The 19,508-nt window shown below is 61.1% G+C and carries 15 protein-coding genes and 1 pseudogene; 2 read left to right on the plus strand and 14 right to left on the minus strand.

The window, feature by feature from the left end; all coding sequences use genetic code 11:
* Nucleotides 1-86: 86 nt before the first annotated feature.
* The 3 genes from ALTERO38_RS05435 to ALTERO38_RS05445 all read right to left on the minus strand — a co-directional run bounded on the left by ALTERO38_RS05435 (nucleotide 87) and on the right by ALTERO38_RS05445 (nucleotide 4,405).
* Nucleotides 87-512 (minus strand): DUF1810 domain-containing protein, encoded by a 426-nt coding sequence (locus tag ALTERO38_RS05435; RefSeq protein ID WP_159967546.1) that lies wholly within the window; start codon nucleotides 510-512, stop codon nucleotides 87-89.
* Between the two features lie 231 nt (nucleotides 513-743).
* Complete coding sequence (locus tag ALTERO38_RS05440) at nucleotides 744-1,775, minus strand: ion channel (RefSeq protein WP_159967547.1); 1,032 nt, start codon at nucleotides 1,773-1,775, stop codon at nucleotides 744-746.
* A gap of 194 nt (nucleotides 1,776-1,969) precedes the next feature.
* The gene (locus tag ALTERO38_RS05445; RefSeq protein WP_159967548.1) at nucleotides 1,970-4,405 is read right to left on the minus strand and encodes a helicase-related protein; all 2,436 of its coding nucleotides are present in this window, start codon (nucleotides 4,403-4,405) and stop codon (nucleotides 1,970-1,972) included.
* Between the two features lie 208 nt (nucleotides 4,406-4,613).
* Here ALTERO38_RS05445 and ALTERO38_RS05450 point away from each other — a divergent pair, with 208 nt between their 5' ends.
* Nucleotides 4,614-5,363, plus strand: a complete 750-nt coding sequence (locus ALTERO38_RS05450; protein WP_159967549.1) for a DUF72 domain-containing protein — start codon at nucleotides 4,614-4,616, stop codon at nucleotides 5,361-5,363.
* Between the two features lie 80 nt (nucleotides 5,364-5,443).
* Here the strand turns inward: ALTERO38_RS05450 and ALTERO38_RS05455 are convergent, their stop codons facing one another.
* From ALTERO38_RS05455 to ALTERO38_RS05480, 7 genes and pseudogenes are all read right to left on the minus strand, one after another.
* Nucleotides 5,444-6,040, minus strand: a complete 597-nt coding sequence (locus tag ALTERO38_RS05455; RefSeq protein ID WP_102838159.1) for a hypothetical protein — start codon at nucleotides 6,038-6,040, stop codon at nucleotides 5,444-5,446.
* A gap of 209 nt (nucleotides 6,041-6,249) precedes the next feature.
* Nucleotides 6,250-7,113 (minus strand): SDR family oxidoreductase, encoded by an 864-nt coding sequence (locus ALTERO38_RS05460; RefSeq protein ID WP_159967550.1) that lies wholly within the window; start codon nucleotides 7,111-7,113, stop codon nucleotides 6,250-6,252.
* Nucleotides 7,114-7,425: 312 nt separating this feature from the next.
* Nucleotides 7,426-7,983: a methyl-accepting chemotaxis protein gene (locus ALTERO38_RS21720; protein ID WP_372239401.1), complete on the minus strand. Its 558-nt coding sequence runs from the start codon at nucleotides 7,981-7,983 to the stop codon at nucleotides 7,426-7,428.
* Nucleotides 7,963-8,739, minus strand: a pseudogene (locus tag ALTERO38_RS21725) (PAS domain-containing protein); the annotation flags it as partial. The gene ALTERO38_RS21720 and the pseudogene ALTERO38_RS21725, both read right to left, overlap by 21 nt.
* Before the next feature lie 88 nt (nucleotides 8,740-8,827).
* On the minus strand, nucleotides 8,828-9,157 hold the full coding sequence (locus ALTERO38_RS05470; protein WP_256663935.1) for a septal ring lytic transglycosylase RlpA family protein: 330 nt from the start codon (nucleotides 9,155-9,157) through the stop codon (nucleotides 8,828-8,830).
* A 284-nt stretch (nucleotides 9,158-9,441) separates the two neighbouring features.
* Complete coding sequence (locus ALTERO38_RS05475; protein ID WP_159967552.1) at nucleotides 9,442-10,218, minus strand: transporter substrate-binding domain-containing protein; 777 nt, start codon at nucleotides 10,216-10,218, stop codon at nucleotides 9,442-9,444.
* Between the two features lie 162 nt (nucleotides 10,219-10,380).
* Nucleotides 10,381-12,381, minus strand: a complete 2,001-nt coding sequence (locus ALTERO38_RS05480; RefSeq protein ID WP_159967553.1) for a U32 family peptidase — start codon at nucleotides 12,379-12,381, stop codon at nucleotides 10,381-10,383.
* 202 nt (nucleotides 12,382-12,583) lie between these two features.
* Between ALTERO38_RS05480 and ALTERO38_RS05485 the strand changes: the two genes are divergently transcribed.
* Entirely contained in the window at nucleotides 12,584-14,818 is a 2,235-nt protein-coding gene (locus ALTERO38_RS05485; protein ID WP_159967554.1) for a TonB-dependent siderophore receptor, read from the plus strand.
* Nucleotides 14,819-15,100: 282 nt separating this feature from the next.
* Here the strand turns inward: ALTERO38_RS05485 and ALTERO38_RS05490 are convergent, their stop codons facing one another.
* From ALTERO38_RS05490 to ALTERO38_RS05505, 4 genes are all read right to left on the minus strand, one after another.
* Nucleotides 15,101-15,436 carry a DUF3325 domain-containing protein gene (locus ALTERO38_RS05490; protein ID WP_159967555.1) on the minus strand — a complete coding sequence of 112 codons (336 nt, stop codon included), beginning with the start codon at nucleotides 15,434-15,436 and terminating at the stop codon, nucleotides 15,101-15,103.
* Entirely contained in the window at nucleotides 15,433-16,995 is a 1,563-nt protein-coding gene (locus ALTERO38_RS05495) for a PepSY domain-containing protein (protein ID WP_159967556.1), read from the minus strand. Before ALTERO38_RS05495 ends, ALTERO38_RS05490 begins: the two co-directional genes overlap by 4 nt.
* Complete coding sequence (locus ALTERO38_RS05500) at nucleotides 16,992-17,294, minus strand: iron transporter (protein WP_159967557.1); 303 nt, start codon at nucleotides 17,292-17,294, stop codon at nucleotides 16,992-16,994. Before ALTERO38_RS05500 ends, ALTERO38_RS05495 begins: the two co-directional genes overlap by 4 nt.
* Nucleotides 17,295-17,478: 184 nt before the next feature.
* Complete coding sequence (locus ALTERO38_RS05505) at nucleotides 17,479-19,452, minus strand: ligand-gated channel protein (RefSeq protein WP_159967558.1); 1,974 nt, start codon at nucleotides 19,450-19,452, stop codon at nucleotides 17,479-17,481.
* Nucleotides 19,453-19,508: the final 56 nt, after the last annotated feature.

The following is a 19,508-nucleotide window of genomic DNA, read 5'->3' on the forward strand; positions in this document are numbered from 1 at the left end:
GTTTGAGGGCGGAGGACCTGCCAGAAAGGGGGAAGCCTACCGCACTGGCTGCGCTCCATCTAACGACGCCTGGTCTCCGCGCGTGCTCAACGTTGCAGACGCGACAGCGTGGCTGGGTCGGGATCGGCCGCGAAGAAAGCGTCGAGCACCGCCTGGAATACGGTTGGCTCAGGCGCGACGGCGGCGAACAGCGTCATGCTCGAGCGCAGCTTCATATCATCAGGCGAGCCGAGAATCTGCCGTGCCGGACGCTCCGCATGGGCGAGCAGCGCTTCTGCGCATTCTTCCAGGCGAGGCCCGAGCAGCGGGTGCTGTGCATAAGCCGTGGCTTCGTTCGCATCCTTGATCGCGTAGCGACGCGCCATGTCGCTGTGCCCGAGGCCCGCAATCTGCGGAAAGATGAACCACATCCAGTGGCTTTGTTTGTGGCCGGCCTTCAGTTCCGCCAGCGCGCGGTCGTAAACCGATTGCTGGGCGTCGACGAATCGTTGCAGATCGTGTGGGTCGCTCATGGTGCCTCCCGATTGCTCAGACTGTATAAATCAGAGCCGGGATGGCGTGGTTGATTCCCGAGAAGATCGAGACCGAGGGAGCCGGGCTCGGCGATAACCGAACGGGTGAGTCAGCGTGGGCAGGTCCAGATTCGTTGGGTCTACAGGATGACCGTGATGCTCAGCTCGTTGTGGTGAAAGGCGAGCACCGCTGGTTCTACCGGCGCAGGCCTGTTCGGCGCTGCGCCATTCTCAGCTGGCGTCTCCCAGCCCTGCGAGGCGGGCATCGGCGATGTAGAACAGCTCGCCGCCGCGCACTGAGACGTCATTGCCCGGGTTGATGATTGGTTGGGTCTGGTCCTTGGCGCGATAGCCGATCAGCGTTGCGTTGTGACGGTCTTTCAATTGCTTGTATAGCGCGCCGACGGTGCTTTCGAAGCTCTCGGGTAGCAGCAGCCGATACTGTGTCGCGCCCTGGCCAACGCTCAGCAACTCGTTGATGATCACCGAGGAGCCTGGGTCCTGCGACGAACGCACCAGCATTTCGATGGCCATGCTGGAGGTGCACTCCAGTTTTGGCGCGTAGCTGCGGGCAAGACGGGCCGTCTCGCTGCTGCTGAAATGCGCAACCACATGGCCGACCGGGTTGAGCTGATTGATGGTCAGCACCACTGCAAGTGTCAGGTCATCCGAGCCGGTGCGCACCAGCGTGCGTTCGGCCCCTTTCACCCCGGCGCGCTGTAACAGCGCCAGGGACGACAGGCTCTCGCCGTGGATGAACTCGGTCTTGCCTGGCATCGGGTTTTCTTCGAGCTGGGTGTCGCAGATGACGATCAGGTGGTCATTCGAGGTTTCGTCCTCGTGCAGCAGCTCGACGACGCGCTCGCTGATTTCGCCTTCCCAACCGATCACCACGGTATGGCCCGTGCAGGTGGCGAACGTCCCTTTGCCTTTCATGCCTTTCCTCCAGACTGCGATTATGGAATTGGTGGTTTTGCCGATGATGGCAGTCAGCAGCGCAATGCCGCCGACCATCAGCCAGGTGGAAACAAAGATGCGTCCGCCAGCGGTTTGTGGCGAAAAGTCACCGTAACCGACGGTCAATGCCGTGGTGAGATAGAAATAGACAAAGGTCTTCAACTCGGTGAGCGGCGCTTCGGCAAACAGGCGCAAACCGAGATAGGACACGCCGGCGTGCACCAAGAGTGCGAGTAACAGTGCGGCCCAGCCAAATTTGCTGGTGGCCGCGGCCAGTTGCCTGCGCAACTGAAGGATGATCGACATCGGCCCTGACTCCATGGCTTGCGGTGATCGCTGTCGTAACGAGGCGCTGGAGAGCCCGGTCACGCTATAGATTGCGGCATCCTAAGGGCCGAAATCGCTGCTGGCCAGCCTCGATGCCCGCAACGGGCAGGCATCGAGTTGTGAGGAGGGCGCTGAGTTGCCGTGCCGCCGTGCCGCCGTGCTCCACGAACCGCTTAGCGCTGCTCGCGAAAACAGCTCTGACACAGCCTGAATTTGCGCGCAGCCATCGGCATGGCTTTGCCACAGCCCTTGCAATTGCGGTTATCGCCGGATCCGCGCCGGCGGTCCGAACTGCGTGGCTTGCGCTGGCGCGACAGCTCGCGGGTGATGGCGCCATTGAGCAGACTGCGATGCTCCTCGGCCTGCTCCAGCGCCGGGAAGTACGCCGGCAGCGTACGCGCCAGGTGCAGGTAGGTTTCGATGACGTGAAGCGAACTCTCCAGGGTGGCGAGATCCGCATCGATGATCAGTCGAGGCAATGGAATCTCTTTGTCCTGCGCGACCTTTTTCAGCCATTGCTGGGCGAAAACGGCGGCCGGGCTGTCGAGACCGCCGCGGATTGGCGTGCAGGCAAATATCCAGCGCAACGGCAGATCGATAGTGGGGTCGTCGATCAGCTTGATCCACTCCGCCAGTTCGTCGGGCAAGATCGAAATGAATTCGTCGCCGTAGTTGATGTTGCGGTTGAAGGTCAACCAGGCCCGCAGCAGGCTAGGTTCGTTCATCAGCTCGGCGATGGCCTGCAAGTGTTCGATGGACGGCCGCACCTGGAATTGAGAGAGGTCGACCGGTTGGTCGGCGCTGTGGAACAGCTGCTTGATCGACTGCAGCGTTTGCCCGTCGAGGGCGGTGATGACCCCGCTGGCGTGATGGCCGAAGCGTCCGGCGCGGCCGCCGATCTGCTTGACCTCCTGGACCTTGAGCTGACGATTCTGGACGCCGTCGTACTTTTCATCGGTGTAGAAACACAGCGTATGTGCTGGCATGTTCAGGCCCATGCCCACGGCGTCGGTCGCGACCATGATGTCCGCCTCGCCTTCGCGAAAGCGGCGCGCCTGCTCGCGGCGCACTTCAGGCGACAACGCACCGTAGACCACCGAGACGCTTTTGCCGGTCATCTCCAGCATCGCCTTGAGTTCCAGTACCGTCCTGCGGCTGAAGGCGACGAGCATCGAGCCGGCGTCCAGCTGCTTTAGGTTGGTCGCGCGGCGGGCCACATCGACTGGCGACAGGCGTTTGGTGCGCTTGATTACCAGCTGGTCTTCGCACAGGTCGCACAGGGTCTTCAGCGACGGCTGGATAAGCTCCGGGCCGGTCATGATCAGGTCCTGGGTGTACGCACTGACCAGTGCATCGACCCAGGCCCAGCCGCGTTGCGAGTCGGCCATCATCTGTACTTCGTCGATCACCACCACGTCCCATGACTCGTGCCGGAAGCGGGCGAATTCCTCTACGGTGCAGCAGTAGTGGGTGGCGCCCTCGCGGATGATCTCTTCCTCGCCGGTGACCAGCGAGCAGGGCACGCCCATGGATTCGATACGCTCCTGATTTTCCAGCGCCATCAGCCGCAGTGGTGAGAGGTAGATGGCGTGGGTCACGCCGGTCATGGCCTGGATCGCCTGGTAGGTCTTGCCGCTGTTGGTCGGACCGAGCAGGGCGGTCCAGGTGCGGGTGATGCGCCTGGCAGCGTAGAGCTTGTGGTAATGGACGAAGCGCGGGTTGTTCTCCAGCAGCACGGCGAAGGCCATCTTCTCGCGGTTGTCCTCGCGGGCGAAACGGATGGTCCGGCGCAGCTTTTTCGGCTCCATCATGAAGACTTCGGTCAGTCGCTTCTCACCGAGGAGCTGCAGGTCGAAGTCCTGCGCCTCCTCAATCATCATCTCGAACTTGGCGTTCATCGCCGCGCGGTCTTCGTCTTTGAGCTCGGCGACTTCCCGGTCGCTGAGCACATGGCCCTGGCCGCCCGGAATGCGCCGCTGCATGTCCAGCGCTACCTCGCCGTGGCGCAACTCGACGACATAGCGCAGCTCATGCTTGACCTCGTTGACGATATCGACGGCGCGCGCCGCGAAATCATCCAGGCGTGCCAGCCGGACGGGCAGGCGCTCCAAACATTGCGCCTTCTGTTCGTCGCTGAGCTCAGCGAAGGGCTTTTCCAGCACATGCAGGCGATCTCGGACCAGGGCCTCCACTGCGGCGCAGACATGGCGTTCAAACTCATCGACAGAGCGGCTTTCGTCGATGCGCAACGCGAACTCGGGCTCCAGCAGGTTCTGCACTGGGCCGCAATCCAGCGTTTTTTCAACGCCGAAAATATCCACCGTACAGCTGAAGTCGTTCACGTCCCGGTTCAGCAGGCGTCCGATCAGGCTCGCTGGTTCAGCGTTCTCGAGGTTCGCCTCGACGGTTACCGGGTCCAGCCCGAGCCAATACAACCGCGCCGCACGGCCGATCTCCGGCGGTTGGTGGCCGAGGTAGGTGCTGAACCACTTTTCCTGATGATTTTTCTTCGGTGTGAAGTCGGGATGACGTTCCGTAGCCCAGCCAAGGAAGCGTTGCAGCCTTTCAAGGCTGGAGCTGTGGCGATGTTTGGCTTCGGCCTTGCGCATGATCGACGCCTCTCTGATCAGGTGTGCTGCAAGTTTGGACAATCGAGCCGCGCAATACGAGCGGTACGGAAGAGTGCCATGTGTCGGGCGCACAGGCGCAGCGCTTCGGGTTCTGGCATTTACATGGTGCGGTCACTGTAGCAACGGATCGTAAGGTCGCACTGCGTGGTCTTTTCAAGAGACCGTCGTTTCACAGAAAGGCCAGCCTATGGCAATCAGTAGTCCCATTTTGCTTGGCACCGCCGGCTGGAGTCTGCCGCGCGAGCAATGGCCGGCGTTTCCGGCAGGGGGAACACATCTAGTGCGTTACGCGGGTCGTTTGCCCGGCGTGGAGATCAACAGTTCGTTCTATCGCTCCCACCGACCCGCGACCTATGCCAAGTGGGCCGAAAGCGTGCCGAACGGGTTTCGTTTCTGCGTCAAGGTCCCCAAGCAGATCACCCATGAACGGCGTCTGCTTGAGTGCGAAGGCTTGCTCAAACAGTTTCTGCACGAGTGCAGCCACCTGGGAGAGAAGCTCGGCTGCCTGCTGGTGCAATTGCCGCCGTCGCTGGATTACGAACCGGCCAGTGCCGCTGCGTTTATCGACGCTCTGAGAAAGGATTACGCGGGGCCGGTGGCAATCGAGCCTCGCCATCCGAGCTGGATCGATGCTGAGCCGCTGCTTCACGAGGCACGGATAGCTAGGGTGGCGGCCGATCCGGCGCCCTTTGCGGAAGCAGCTGAACCGGGCGGCTGGCAGGGTTTCCGTTATTACCGCCTGCATGGCTCGCCGCGCATGTACTACTCGTCCTATGGCGATGACTGGCTCGACCGCTTGGCCGTGCGTCTGGAGACGCAGGCAAGTACGACTAACTGGTGCATTTTCGATAACACCGCCAGCGGTGCGGCGATTGCTAATGCTCTGGCGCTGCAGGGTCGGCTCTCCCCCGGCCGGGAATCTGTTCCGCCAACGTGAGCCGGCGTTGCGGTCAGCCTTGCCAGGTCAGCGCGGTGCTTGGAAAGGATGAGGCTGACCCGCGCATTGCCGCTCCGCTCTCAGCGCGGCACAATCCGGACCCGGCCGGCCGTGTTGTCGCGCCGTCCAGCCTTGTCGTTTTCCGCACGGCCGGGAATCGAGCCGTTTGCGGCGCCACGATCTCCGCTGGCCGTCCCGTCCACTTCGCGTTCATCGACGCTGAGGGATGTGGCGTCGGGGTAGCCGGTGGTCAGAGTTTCGGTGCTGGCAGTGACTGGAGTCGCTTCTTCTTCACCCCAGTTGGCGCTGCGCTCGTCGATATCGATGGCGCCGTTTCGCTCCATCAGGTCCTCAACCATGGCGACCTCGGCATCGGTATCCAGCGTGACAGTCACGACTGTCGAGCCACGCCGGGCAGCTTCCGGATAGCGGCCTGCGTGCTTGCTGGAATCGTCACCAAAAATCTTGTGGAAGAAACTTCCCAGCTTCTCGGCAGCCGTGGCGTCATCGCCCGGCTCTTCGCCCACCACTTCCACGCGGCTGCTGTCGACGCTATCCGGGTTGAAGGAAGCTGAAATCTGGATGGCGTCGCCGGCGATACCTTTGCTCAGGAGTTCGGTCTTGACTTGCTCGGCTTCGGCGTAGCGGTCGAACGCCGCGAGAAGGATCTGGGGCATGACTTCACCTTTGTGTGCAGCTCTGGCTGCGGTTCGTGATTGTGGCGCGCGGCTCGACCGGTGCGGTGATCGCGTACCGTTCTGCATTGGGCGGGCGAAGCGGGAGGATGGTTCCGTAGCGGGTCATAACCCGATGCTTCGGATGGCCGCAGCATGGGCCGGCCGCGGTGATAGCGCGGCACGGCACGATGGGCAGGTCGAGAGTGAGCTCAGCCGTTCAGCACCTTGCCACCATTGATATGGATGGTCTGGCCACTGACATAGGACGAGTCTTCGCACGCCAAGTACACGTACGCCGGACCCAGCTCAGAAGGTTGGCCGCAGCGGCCCATGGGCATCTGACTGCCGAAGTCCTCGAGCAACTCGGGGTCGTGCTTGCCGAGGGTGGCGGGTTGCAGTGGTGTCCAGATCGGACCGGGCGCGATCTGGTTCACGCGGATGTCGCGCTCGATCAGTTGCTGCGACAGGGCACGGGTGAAGCCGTCGATGGCGCCCTTGGTCGAGGTGTAGTCCACCAGCATCGGGTTGCCGATAAAGGAGTTGATCGAGGTGGTGTTGATGATCGCCGCACCGGCTTTCAGGTGCGCCAGTGCAGCACGGGTTAGGTAGAAGTAGCTGTGGATGTTGGTGGCAAAGGTCTTTTCCCACTGCTCATCGGTGATGTCTTCGAGCCGTGTCTGCACTTCCTGACGGCCGGCATTGTTTACCAGCACGTCCAGCTGGCCGAATGTCTTCACCGTCTGTTCGACCGCATCAGTGCAGTGGCTGCTATCGCGGATGTCGCCGGGCAACAGCAGGCAACGCTTACCTTCGGCTTCGATCATGCGCTTGGCATCTTGGGCGTCTTCATGTTCGTCGAGATACATGATCGCCACATCGGCACCTTCACGGGCAAAGTGCACCGCTGCCGCGCGACCGATGCCGCTGTCACCACCGCTGACCAAGGCGACCTTGCCGGCCAGCTTCCCGCTGCCCTTGTAGCTGTCGCGGATGAACTCCGCCGGCGGCTGCATCTCGCTTTCCAGCCCCGGCAAACGGTCTTGTTTCTGCGCGTGAATCTTCGGATAAGCCATACATGCTCCAGACGTGAAAATGGGGTCTGTAAGTACGGCTGATGCCTGGCCTGAAAGTTTCGGCGGATTGCCGAGTGGTGCTTCGAGGTGACCGGCGATTGGGAAATGGCTCTGCCTCGGTAGATGGCGCAGGCCTACTTCGCTAAGTGACAACGCACCGAGACGAGCTCAGGTCAGAAAGCAATCTGTGGTGCCTGGAATTCCTGTCTCCCGCCGGCTGTCGGCAGGTCGATGGGATGCGGGCGGTACTCAAGCGAAGGACCAGGGGGCGCAGGGACCACGCTGCGCATCCCGGTCTTCTAGCCGAAGCGATTAATTCAATTCGTTGGCAAAGCGCCCGACTGCGCTGACGACCTGCTTGGCCCCGTCCTGAATCTCGACGATCACGGCGCCGGCCTGGTTGGCCAGGGACAGGCCTTGTGCTGCCTGCTCACGGCTGTTGGCCATCTCTCGTACCGCTTCGTCCACCAGTGCCTGGTTCTTCTGCACCACGCTGACGATTTCTTCGGTGGCGGCGCTGGTGCGGCCGGCCAGCTGGCGAACTTCGTCGGCGACCACGGCAAAACCGCGTCCCTGTTCACCGGCGCGTGCCGCTTCGATGGCGGCGTTGAGTGCCAGCAGGTTGGTTTGTGCAGCGATGCCGCCAATGGTCTGGACGATGGAGCTGATCAGATGCGATTGCTGACCTAGCGCCTCGATACCCTGAGTCGCCGACTCGACCTCCTCGGCGATGCGCTGCATGGTTGCCACCGTATCCTTGACCACCACAGCGCCGCGCTCGGCGCTGGTGTCGGTCTTGCGGGACACGTCATAAGCGATGCTCGCGGCCTCGCGCACCTCCTCTTCACGGGCAACCTGGTCGCTGACCACACTGGCGAACTTGACGACTTTGCACAGCTTGCCTTCGGTGTCATACACGGGGTTGTAGGTCGCTTCCAACCAGACGTCCCGGCCCATGCTGTCGATGCGCTTGAAGCGGTTCGCAACGAACTCGCCCCGGTTGAGCGTCTGCCAGAAGGTCTTGTACTGCTGGGAAGAGGCTTCTTCCGGAGTGCAGAACATGCTGTGGTGCTTGCCCACGATTTGCTTGAGCGAATAGCCCATGCCTTGCAGGAACTGGTCGTTGGCCGAAACCACAGTGCCGTCCAGATTGAACTGGATGACCGCGGTAGAACGCAGCAGTGCGTTGATAAACGCTTCGTTCTCCTTGGCGAGCTGCAGCTCTTTGGTCACTTCCCGGGCGTAGCCGCTCATGTGAAGCAGCTTGCCGTGGGCATCCAGGATCGGATACCAGTCGATGTGCAGCCAGGCGAGGCTGCCATCGGTGCGCAGAAACCGGTAGTCGTCGCTGACGGGTGCAAGCTGGGACACGGCGGCTCGAAAATTATGAAAGCAGGGCAGGTTTTTTACATAGGCCGGCACGATGTCCGCCATAAGGCGGCCCTGCAGTTGCTCGACGTTGTAGCCGAGCGTCTTGGCGAACTTCTGATTGACCGCCACCATCCGAAACTCGGTGTCGAGGGTGATCGACAGCATCGTGGCACCCATCTGATCACGAAGCTGTCGTAGCAGAGACAGTTCTGCAGCCTGTTCTTCGAGTTGTTTTTTTAGTTGGCCGTTGAACATGAAAGCACCAGATGGTGGATGGACGTACCTCTCTATCGGCACGCCGCTTTCATACTTGATGCTCAACAAAACGTTCGTGGCGTGCAGATCAGTCGATCTGCTCCAGGCGCACACGGATCACGCCGGCGCGGGTGCTGGCGATGCGCTCAAAGGCTGCTTTAGACAGGTCGATGATTCGCCCTCGCACGAACGGCCCGCGGTCGTTTATGCGTACCACCACGCTTTTGCCGTTGCGGGTGTTGATCACCCGAACCTTGGTGCCGAAGGGCAGGGTGCGGTGCGCCGCTGTTAGCGCATTTTGGTCGAAACGTTCGCCGCTGGCGGTCAGTTTGTTGTGGGGCTGGTTACCGTAATACGAGGCTTTGCCCGAGCCGATCAGTGTGCCCGTCTCGGTGGGTGCTTCCTGCGGCGCAGGCATCTTCGGACGCGGAGTGGTACAGCCTGCAAGTGCAACGACCGTTAGCAGGGTGAACAACCAAACGGCTGGCCTGATGAGCATCGTCGATCCTTGTCTTCGTCATGAGGGAACCGTGCAGCGCCGTACGGAACGGCAAGGCTCGGTGCCCATTAAGAGTGTATTGGTGCCAGTAAGTTTTCGAGGTCAATCGTGCTTCAGTGATCAGCGCTCGCGCACCGGGGATGATGCAATCCGAGCGGCGTCCCGCATAGCGGACCCGATCGCTCGGATCCGCCCCTATGCGCTTACTCGCTTGGTTTGGCCAACCAGGAGTCAGCGATGCGTTGGTATTCTCCAGTGGCCTTGGTCAGGTGCAGCCACTGATCGACGTAGGCCTTGAATGCCACATCACCGCGCGGAAGCAGGAAAGCCTTTTCGCTGTACTGCAGGGGGTTGTCGGGGTTAACCGCACATAGAGTTGGATAGTTGCGCTGTTGATATTGCGCCTCCGACGAGTCGGTGATCATCACGTCGGCATTGTTATTGGCAACGGATTTGAAGATCACGGTGTTGTCGGGGAACAGCTCCAGCTGCGCCTTGGGCAGCTCGCGACGCACGAAGGCTTCGTTGGTGCCGCCTGGCGGCTCGATCAGGCGCACTGAAGGCTGGTTGAGCTGCTCGATGGTCTGGTACTTCTCGACCTCATCACAGCGGACGAAGGGGATCTTGCCGTCTACCGTGATCGGATTGCTGAAGAAGGCCTTCTTTTGTCGCTCGAGTGAAATGGAGACACCGCCCACGGCCATGTCGCATTGAGCGAGGAAGTCTGGCATCAACGTCTTCCAGGTAGTCGGCACCCACTCGATCTTGACGCTCAGGGACTTCGCCAGCGACTCAGCGAGTGCGATGTCGATGCCCTCGTAGCTCTTGTCGTCGCGCAGAAAGGTGTAGGGCTTGTAGTCGCCAGTCGTGCAGACCTTCAGCGTACCGCGCTGTTGGACTTCATCGAGCACTGAGGAGGAGGACGCGGCGAAGGCCGCGCCGCTGGCCAGCAAGATGCCAGCCGCAATCAGAGATCTCATGGTATTTCCTTGCAAGGGCATGCCTGGGTGGCCGCGGTTATTGTTCTGGCCCGTCCGTTGGAGCGGGCATGTCGAACGTACCGGACTGCAGACCGGCCTCACAAGGTTTAACTGAGTGAAGAGTTGCTGCGGCTGCACTTCGGCAACCGCGGACTATCTATCTCAGGCGTGGGGCTTGCTGCGGATCGTTTTCATCAGATCAGCCGGGGTGATGTGGCCGACTACATTGCTGCCGCTGCCTGGCTGCGGCAGGTTGAGGATGTTGTCCTTGATCTTGCCGATCACATGCATCTCGCATGGTTTGCAATCGAATTTCAGGGTCAGCACTTCGTCGCCATGTACCAGCTGCATCGGGGCGACCTTGGTGCGCACGCCGGTCACGCCTTTGGCCTGTTTCGGACAGAGGTTGAAGGAGAAGCGCAGGCAGTGTTTGGTGATCATCACCGGCACTTCGCCGGTTTCCTCGTGGGCCTCGTAGGCTGCGTCGATCAGCTGCACGCCGTAACGGTGGTAGAAGGCGCGGGCTTTCTCGTTGTAGACGTTGTAGAGGAAGGACAAGTGAGCTTCCGGGTAAACCGGCGGCGGCACGCTGACGGCCTTGCGGCTGCCCAGTGGACGAATCGCTTCGCGGGCTTCGGTCAGCGCCTCGATGGCTTCGCGGCGCAGCGCCTTGAGCTGGGAGTTGGGAATGAAAAACGCCTGTGGCGCGTCTACGTCCACTTCTTCAGCATGGTAGATCGTGGTGCCCAGCTGGCTCAGCAAATCAGCGATCTGGCTGGGCACCTGCTCCGGCTTCTTCGCTTCGCCAAAGGGGCCGGCCAGCGAAACCGTGGCATAGGCGCCTTCTTCGCTGGTGACGTGTAGCTCCAGCTCATCGGCGCGCAGCTTGGCCAGCCAGCGCACGCCGATACGGCGCTCGGCGGAGGTTTTGAGCAGCGCGTTCTGCCAGTTGTGGTCCAGGTTGCGGTTCAGCGGATGGTTCGGCCGCAGCTGGCGTATCGCAGTGGGCATTTCGTTGGGCTCGACGCGGTACTGCCAGAACTGCTGACCGTCTTCTTCGAATTGCTTGAGCTGTTCGACCACGCTGGCGCGGAAACCCACTACCTCGCGCTTGATCAGCACGTTCAGACCATCGCCGTTGGACAGCGGCTCGCGGGTCTGCACGGTCAGGTCTTGCTTGCCGACCTTGAGCACTTCGCCCACAGCGAGGCCGGTGAAGGTCGGTGAATCGAAGGCACCAATGTCGATCTTGCGGTCGGTGACAAAATAGTCGGTGCTGCCGCGGTGAAAGGTCTTGTCCGGGTCCGGCACGAAGAAATGGTCGGTACGGCCGCTGGACGCGCGCGCCAGATCGGGGCGGTCCAAGAGGATTTCGTCGAGGCGCTGGCGGTAGTAAGCGGTGATGTTCTTCACATAGCTCACATCCTTGTAGCGCCCTTCGATCTTGAACGAACGCACGCCGGCATCGACCAGCGCGCGCAGGTTGGCGCTCTGGTTGTTGTCCTTCATCGATAACAGGTGCTTGTCGAAGGCGACCACTCGGCCCTGATCATCTTTCAGGGTGTAGGGCAGGCGGCAGGCCTGGGAGCAGTCGCCGCGATTGGCACTGCGGCCGTTCTGCGCGTGGGAGATGTTGCACTGCCCGGAAAACGCCACGCACAGCGCGCCGTGGATGAAGAATTCGATGGCGGCATCCGTCTCGTCGCTGATCGCGCGGATTTCCTGCAGGTTCAGTTCGCGGGCCAACACCAGCTGCGAGAAGCCAGCCTGATCCAGAAACTTGGCGCGCTCCAGGGTACGGATATCGGTCTGGGTACTGGCGTGCAGCTCGATCGGCGGGATGTCCATTTCCATCACGCCCATGTCCTGCACGATCAGCGCATCCACACCGATTTCGTAGAGCTGCCAGATCAGTGCACGAGCAGCTTCGAGCTCGTCGTCATGCAGGATCGTGTTGATGGTGACGAACACCCGCGCATGGAACAGATGGGCAAATTTCACCAGCTCGGCAATGTCCGCCACGCTGTTCTCGGCATTGTGCCGTGCCCCGAAACTCGGCCCGCCGATGTACACCGCATCGGCGCCATGCAGGATGGCCTCGCGGGCAATGGTGGTGTCCCGAGCAGGGGACAGCAGTTCGAGATGGTGCTTGGGCAAGGACATGGGCGCGGACCGGGTGTGAATCGAAAGTCGCGCATTGTAATGGCTTAAGGGGCTTTTGGGATTGGCCGCTGGGCGAGTAGAGAACGCCCGATGAAGTCTGGCGGCTTGGTCGTTCGTTTCATGAGGGGGCTTTCGGCAATTCTAATGCGAACATATAATGCGAAAGATTCTCATAATCGATCCCATTACATGGAAGCCAGAGATGCCGACCACCACGTTTGCCCAGCTCGACCCCGCCGCTGGACGCTCTAAGCTCGCCCTGAAGCCGCTCACATTGGTAGTTCACCTACTCGCTGTTGGTGCGATCTTTCCTGCCATGCCTGTTTACGCGCAGTCTGCCGCTGCAACTGAGGCAGACGAGGCAACCACCCTCGAAGCGGTCACCATCACCGGTGAGGCGGTACAAGACGTGACGGAAGGAACGGGCTCCTACACGACGGGCGCTGCACGCACGTCCACCCCGCTCAGCATGTCCCTTCGCGAAACGCCGCAGTCGATCAGCGTGATAACGCAGCAGCGCATTGAAGATCAGGACATGCAGACCATTCTCGATGTGGTGAATAACACCACCGGTGTTTCGGTGAACCGCTACGAAACCGATCGAGCGCAATTCAACGCCCGCGGGTTCGAGATCAACTCGCTGATGATCGACGGTGTGCCGACGATATGGGAGCAGCCTTGGAGCTCGGGCGAGATGTTCAGCAGCCTGGCAATGTATGACCGCGTTGAAGTGGTGCGCGGAGCAAACGGTCTTATGGCGGGGGCCGGAGATCCGTCTGCTTCGCTCAACCTGGTCCGCAAACGTGCGAGCAGCCGCGAGCTGACGGGTTCGGTCGAGGTCAGCGCTGGAAGCTGGGATACCTATGGCACGGAAGGCGACTTGTCGTTCGCTGTCAACGAGGCCGGTACGATACGTGCCAGGTTGGTGGGAGAGTTCAACGAAGGCGACAGCTGGATTGACCTGAAATCCAAACAGCGCGAAACCTTCTACGGAACCATGGATATTGACCTCACGCCAGACACCACCCTTTGGTTCGGTCTTAGCCGTCAGACAAACGACTCCGACTCGCCAATGTGGGGCGGCCTGCCGATCTGGTATGCCGATGGTAGCCGCACGGACTGGAGCCGTTCCAAGACGACCTCGGCCGAGTGGAGTAAATGGGACAGCACGTACGACACCTACTTCATCAATCTCGATCACCGCTTCGCCAACGATTGGGAGTTGAACCTGAGCTACAACCGCGGCGAACGTAGCTCCGACTCTTATCTGCTGTACCTGTCGGGTAACCCTGGCCGCGACGGCAGCGCACCGATGTCGTCCTTTCCTGGCTCCTACAAGACTGAAACCGTACAGGACGATTACAGCATCCGCTTTGGCGGGCCTGTGATGCTGTTGGGGCGCGAACACGAAGTCGCTTTCGGCTACATCTATAGTCAGCAGGACTTTGATGCCGATAATCGTGTCGCGCAGAGCGGCTTCGGTGGCGTCGCCAATTTCGATGCCTATGACGGCGACTTTCCTGCGCCGACTTGGGGAGGGTTGACGCCTTACAGCTACGGCGATCTGACCCAAAAAGGGCTGTACGCCGTGACTCGACTGAGCGTGACGGACGACCTGAAGGTGATTCTTGGCGCGCGTGACAACCGCTACGAGAAAACCAGTGACGACACTCCGTTCACCTCACCCTCCCGCCTGGACGAGCACGAACTGACACCCTATGCCGGCATCGTTTACGACCTCACGGAGAACCTGTCGGCCTATGCTAGCTACACCGATATCTTTCAGCCCCAGGCGCGGCGGGATATTACCGGTCAGCAGTTGGACTCGGTTATCGGTGAAAGCTACGAGACGGGCTTGAAAGCCGAGTTCTTCGAAGGCCGGCTAAACGCATCCGCAGCCATTTTCAAGATCAAGCAGGATGGCCTGGCCGAGAGCACGGGTATTGCTGTTCCCGGCGGCATGGTGGGAGAGTTTGCCTACGAGCCTATCGACGTGACCAGCGAGGGCTTTGAGCTGGAGGTTTCCGGCGAGCTGGCACCGGATTGGAATCTCATGGCGGGCTATACCCAATTTGAGGTCGAGGACCCGGAAGGTAACGCCCGCAGCACGCGCTTCCCTACCAAATTGGTGCGCACTTTCACGACCTATCGTCTACCAGGTGCGTTCAATAAGCTGACCATTGGCGGGGGCGTGAACTGGCAGGACAGCATCTACACCTATGCCACCAATCCAGCCGGCAATCGGGAGAAAATCGAACAGGAAGCATATGCCCTGGTGAACCTGATGGCGCGCTATGAAGTGACCGACAATCTCACCGCTCAGTTGAACGTGGACAATCTGACCGACGAAGAATACTTCGATATGTTCGAAGCCTATGGTGCGCTGACATACGGTGCGCCGCGCAGCGTCACTGCATCCGCGAAGTATCGCTTCTGACGGATGCGCTTGGCTGAACGGTGTCCCCTAAAGGCTCACGTAAAGCTGTAATCAAAAGCCCCGACCGCAAGGCCGGGGCTTTTTCGTTATCAATGCGCGGGCGTCTGCAAATTAAGAGCTGCGGCGCGGATAGGGCAGACCCCTGAGTTCTGGGGCTAAAGAATAGCGCTGCGCGACATGTGTTCGTGCCGCCGATTTGTAGCGTGGACGTCTATGAACAAGCTGTGCCGCACTGGCCAGAACACTTTGTGCGCGAGCTTATGCGGCCAGCCGCTTCATGCCCTACAGCAACGCCACTACCACCCAAATCGATGAGCCAAGCATTGGCAACGATGTCGCCACGCGCGGCGCATAGGGGATGAGCATCAACAACGCGAAGCCCGCCAGCGAGATCAGGCCGAACCAACCAACCACGGCCATGCCGCCCGGCCAGACCTGGCAGGACGCATACACGGCGAGCCCGAGCAGAACACTACCGACCGGTACACATACGCGACGAAGTTTGGTCGGTACGCGCGGATTGACCAGCTGCTTCCAGTGGCGCTCCTTGTTCAGGCAGAAACCCAGCATGCCGGCGTAGGCCAGTACCAGGCTGGCGAATAGGGCTGAATCGTTCATGACGATGCTCCGTGAACTGGGCGGTTCGGGCGAGGCGAGCGGGCGTTTCGGGCGGCGATGACCGACGGTATTTTCCACACGGCCCAGCCCAACAGCAGTCCCATCAGAGCCACGCTCGCCAGCAGGGACAGCCGCAGGCTGTCTTGAGTGATAGGTGCAGTCCACAGGTCCAGCAACGGCAGGGTGAAGGCCATCAGTGCTGTGGCTGATAGCTGTTCGCGCCAGGCCGCCAGCGGATTGCGCAGCCAGCCGTGCAGCCAGCTCAGCGCCCAGACGCCGAAGAACACGCGCAGCTCCCAGTCCTGACGGTCAGCCAGCGCGGCCGGCAGCAGCCGGTTACTCCACAGCAGCGTCGTACAGGCCAGCAAAAGCCCGGCAACGATTGCCACGTTGAGGCTCTCCACCACGCGCAGAAAGTGTGGGTTGGCCTTGGCCTGTTTGCGTTGTTTGACGGCATAGAGCACCAGTCCCGTACCGATCATGGCGCAGCTGATCAGGCCGCAGATGAAATACAGCCAACGCATCGGATAGCCGCCGAACTGCGCGAAGTGCAGGCCCGCCATCACCCGTTGGGTCAGCTGGCTGGTGCGTGACGGCTCGGGCGCCTGAATCAGCTCGCCAGTGACGCCGTTGAAGACCATGCCTTCGCCCTTGGTCAGCTCGATTCGGTTGCCTAGTACCGGTCGCGCCGTGACCTGGGCGTTGGTCTTGCCAGGGTTGCTGACGGCCAGACCGCCGATCATGCCCTTGCCATAGTGCGCTTCGGCGCGGCTGACGATTTGACCCAATGCCAGCATAGGTGCCGCTGGTGCCGCGACGGGCTTGCTGTCGCGTCCCTCGCCGCGCGGCGCCTGCTCGACAGCGCGCCCTGACTGCGCATCGCGAAAATAGGCCTGGCGATCGCCATCATAAAGGGCATCCACCGCTGCCGGCATGTAGAGCAGAAAAAAGATGGCCAGCCCGGTGTAGGTGATCATCAAGTGAAACGGCAGCAGCAGGACGGCACTGGCGTTATGGGCGTCCAGCCAGGAGCGCTGCCCTTTGGCGGGCCGAAAGGTAAAGAACTCCTTGAAGATCTTCTTGTGGATGATGATGCCGCTGATCAGCGCCACCAGCATCGCCATGGCCGCAAACCCCACCACCCATACCCCCAGCGTGCGCGGCAGATGCAGCGTGTAGTGAAAATGGAAGAAGAAGTTGCCGCCGATGGTTTCGCGCGGCTCGATGGTCGCCCCGGAAACCGGATCCAGCTGAGTGCTCACCGCACCGCGGCGACGTTCGCCGACGGATACGCTGAGAGCGGGCGTGCGCTCAGTCGGCAGGCTGATGTTCCAGTTCGATTGGTCTGCATGGTTGTCCATCAACCAGCGCTGCGCCACATTGGCCGCAGCGGCTGGTGACTGCGCCCTATCGACCAGCTCCGGCTGCATCCACCAATTGATCTCCTTGTCGAACACCGCGAGGGTGCCGGTGAGAAAGATGGCGAACAGCATCCAGCCGAGCAGCAGCCCGCACCAGGTATGCAGCCAGGACATCGATTGCGTCAGGCTGCCTTTCATTGCCACATCTCCAGCAGCTGCGGCCAGAAGCCGATGACTGCCAAGGGAATTGCGAGCCCGGCACCGATCAGTACCCGCCGCAGCGATGCTGCCGCGAAGGTCCAGAGCACGAACGTCAGGTACACCACGAACGACAGCAACGACGACGCGGTAACCGCGTCGACCGGATCGAGCGGCAGCCACTGTGCGAGCGCGGCAGTGAAGGCGTAGGTGAAGGCATAACCGCCCAGGAGGGCCAGCAGGGTGCGGGCCGCGATGGCAGGCCAGGCACTTCTCGATTGAGTGGCAGAACGGGTCACGACGTGCTTCTCAGTGAGAGTCTTACGAAAAATGCCCAACCGTCGTAAACGCCGGCCGGGCATCGGTCTTGTGATGAACCGGGAGGGAGACGCCCATGCGCCCCATCCAAACTGATGATCGCTACCCCAGTCTTACGGATCGAAGCGAGACGCCAGCTGGCAAAGACGTCTCCCTCACGACACCTCAGAACGAAGCGCTCACCCCCAGCGTGTAGCGACGCCCGTCGAGCACGGTTTCGTAGCTGTCATAGTCGATCTGCTCGTTGAAGACGTTGTACACACCCGCCAGCAGCTTGATGTTCCGGTTCAGCGCATAGGTGCCGCCCAGGTCGACCAGGGTGTACGCCGGGGTGCTTTCCGCCATGCTGGTGCGCGACAGGTATTCCGAGGTTTCGCTGCGGTAATTGAGCCGCGCCCAGGTGCCGAGGTGGTCGCTGGCCTGCCAATCCAGCATGGTGTTGAACATGTGCTTGGGCATCTTGTTCAGCGGCTCGCCGCGGAAGTCACCGCTGCGCTGCTCCGAGTCGGTGTAGGTGTAGTTGGCACCCAGGGAGAGGGTCTCGGTGATCGCCCAGTCGAAGGTCGCCTCGACGCCGCGCATGCGCGCTTCATCGACGTTCACCCGATCACTGATGAAACGGTACGCCTCACCATTGACGACGCACTGGCCGGAGGCATTGCCGGTGGTATCCGTGCAGCGGCGAAGCTCGGTGATCTTGTCTTCGAAGTCGGTGTTAAACAGGGTCAAGCCCGCCGAGACACCGTTCAAACTGTCCCACAACACGCCGATTTCCTGGCTCAGGCTTTCCTCGGGTTTGAGTGCCGAGTTGCCGACAATGACCGCGGGGTCGCCCCGTCCGCCGCCGGTGATCTGTCCCCAGTTATCCACTGCCGCACGAATGTCCGGCGAGCGGTAGCCACTGGAGACGCCGCCCTTGACCGTCCATTGCTCGGCCGCCTGCCACACGCCATAGATGCGCGGGGACCAATGGGTGCCGTAGTTCTCATCGCGATCCATACGCAGGCCGGTGGTCAGCGCGAAGCTGTCGGTGAGGCTCCACTCGTCTTCGGCGAACAGCGCCCAGGACCAGCGCGTCAGGCGGGTCAGGTCCTCGGCACCGGCCAGCTGGTTACCCTTGTCCGAAAGATCTTCGTACTTGTATTGGCCGCCGAGCGTGGCGATGTGGTCACCCAGAAACAGCGAGCTCTGCGTGTTGAACACACTGTTCTCCAGCTCCATCTCACGCCCGGGGTTCTCGATGCGCTCCTGCTGCAGATAGGTTTCCGACTGGCCCGAAGTCCAGCGGCCGGTGTGGCTGATGGAGTAATGCGTGCGGTCGTAGTCGGACAGCGAATCGCTGTTGCCCGTGCCGGAACGGCCCACGCTGGAGTTGCGTTCCTGCTCGGTCTTACCCGCTTCCAGCACGATGTCATTGGACTCGTTTGGCGTGAACGACAACTTGGCCGTTCCGCTGACGGTCTTTTGCTCATTGAATCCGCGAGGGATGTCGTCCTCGTCTCGTCGAGCTGTCTGTCCGTATACCTGCAGCCCCAGAAGGCCGTCGACCAATGGCCCGGAGAGGTAGCCGTTCAACGTATGGTAGTCACCTGAGTCGGACCGGTCCTGGAAAGTTTTTTCGGTGCGTAGCCCACCGTGCCAGGTATCGGCCACCTTGCGGGTGATGATATTGATCACGCCGCCCATGGCATCGGAGCCATACAGTGAGGACATCGGGCCGCGCACGACCTCGATGCGTTCGATGGCTTCCAGCGGCGGCGTCCAGCCTTGCTCGATGCCCGGGCCGTCGCTGTTGGGGCGCGTCGCGCGCGACTCCATGCGCTTGCCGTCGATGAGGATCAGGGTGTACTTGGAGGCCATGCCGCGAATGCTGATATCGCTGGAACTGGCGCCGCCGGTGACCACGACGCCCGGAATGTCACGCAGGGCATCGGTGACATCACGGTAGGATTTGTTTTCCAGCTCCTCGCGAGTGACCACGGAGATGGAGGCGGGGGCCTGCTTGATCTGCTGCTCGAATCCCGACGCGGTCACGACGACGTTCTTTAGTTCGACCGGCTCTGCGGCACTGACCGGCGTGCTCATCCAGGTTGCTACAGCGATTGCGCAAGCCAGCCGATGTCGATTGAAAGTCACCATGTACTGCCATCTCCCTGAGAAAACCTACGTCTGCAGCCATTAACGATATGGCGCAT

Origin of the sequence: Pseudomonas sp. 9Ag, from assembly GCF_902506445.1 — a bacterium.
Lineage (GTDB): Bacteria > Pseudomonadota > Gammaproteobacteria > Pseudomonadales > Pseudomonadaceae > Stutzerimonas > Stutzerimonas stutzeri_AB.

Coding starts and splice junctions, on each gene's coding strand:
- ALTERO38_RS05435 (WP_159967546.1), bottom strand. CDS start 512: ATGAGCGACCCACACGATCTGCAACGATTCGTCGACGCCCAGCAATCG.
- ALTERO38_RS05440 (WP_159967547.1), bottom strand. CDS start 1,775: ATGTCGATCATCCTTCAGTTGCGCAGGCAACTGGCCGCGGCCACCAGC.
- ALTERO38_RS05445 (WP_159967548.1), bottom strand. CDS start 4,405: ATGCGCAAGGCCGAAGCCAAACATCGCCACAGCTCCAGCCTTGAAAGG.
- ALTERO38_RS05450 (WP_159967549.1), top strand. CDS start 4,614: ATGGCAATCAGTAGTCCCATTTTGCTTGGCACCGCCGGCTGGAGTCTG.
- ALTERO38_RS05455 (WP_102838159.1), bottom strand. CDS start 6,040: ATGCCCCAGATCCTTCTCGCGGCGTTCGACCGCTACGCCGAAGCCGAG.
- ALTERO38_RS05460 (WP_159967550.1), bottom strand. CDS start 7,113: ATGGCTTATCCGAAGATTCACGCGCAGAAACAAGACCGTTTGCCGGGG.
- ALTERO38_RS05470 (WP_256663935.1), bottom strand. CDS start 9,157: ATGCCTGCGCCGCAGGAAGCACCCACCGAGACGGGCACACTGATCGGC.
- ALTERO38_RS05475 (WP_159967552.1), bottom strand. CDS start 10,218: ATGAGATCTCTGATTGCGGCTGGCATCTTGCTGGCCAGCGGCGCGGCC.
- ALTERO38_RS05480 (WP_159967553.1), bottom strand. CDS start 12,381: ATGTCCTTGCCCAAGCACCATCTCGAACTGCTGTCCCCTGCTCGGGAC.
- ALTERO38_RS05485 (WP_159967554.1), top strand. CDS start 12,584: ATGCCGACCACCACGTTTGCCCAGCTCGACCCCGCCGCTGGACGCTCT.
- ALTERO38_RS05490 (WP_159967555.1), bottom strand. CDS start 15,436: ATGAACGATTCAGCCCTATTCGCCAGCCTGGTACTGGCCTACGCCGGC.
- ALTERO38_RS05495 (WP_159967556.1), bottom strand. CDS start 16,995: ATGAAAGGCAGCCTGACGCAATCGATGTCCTGGCTGCATACCTGGTGC.
- ALTERO38_RS05505 (WP_159967558.1), bottom strand. CDS start 19,452: ATGGTGACTTTCAATCGACATCGGCTGGCTTGCGCAATCGCTGTAGCA.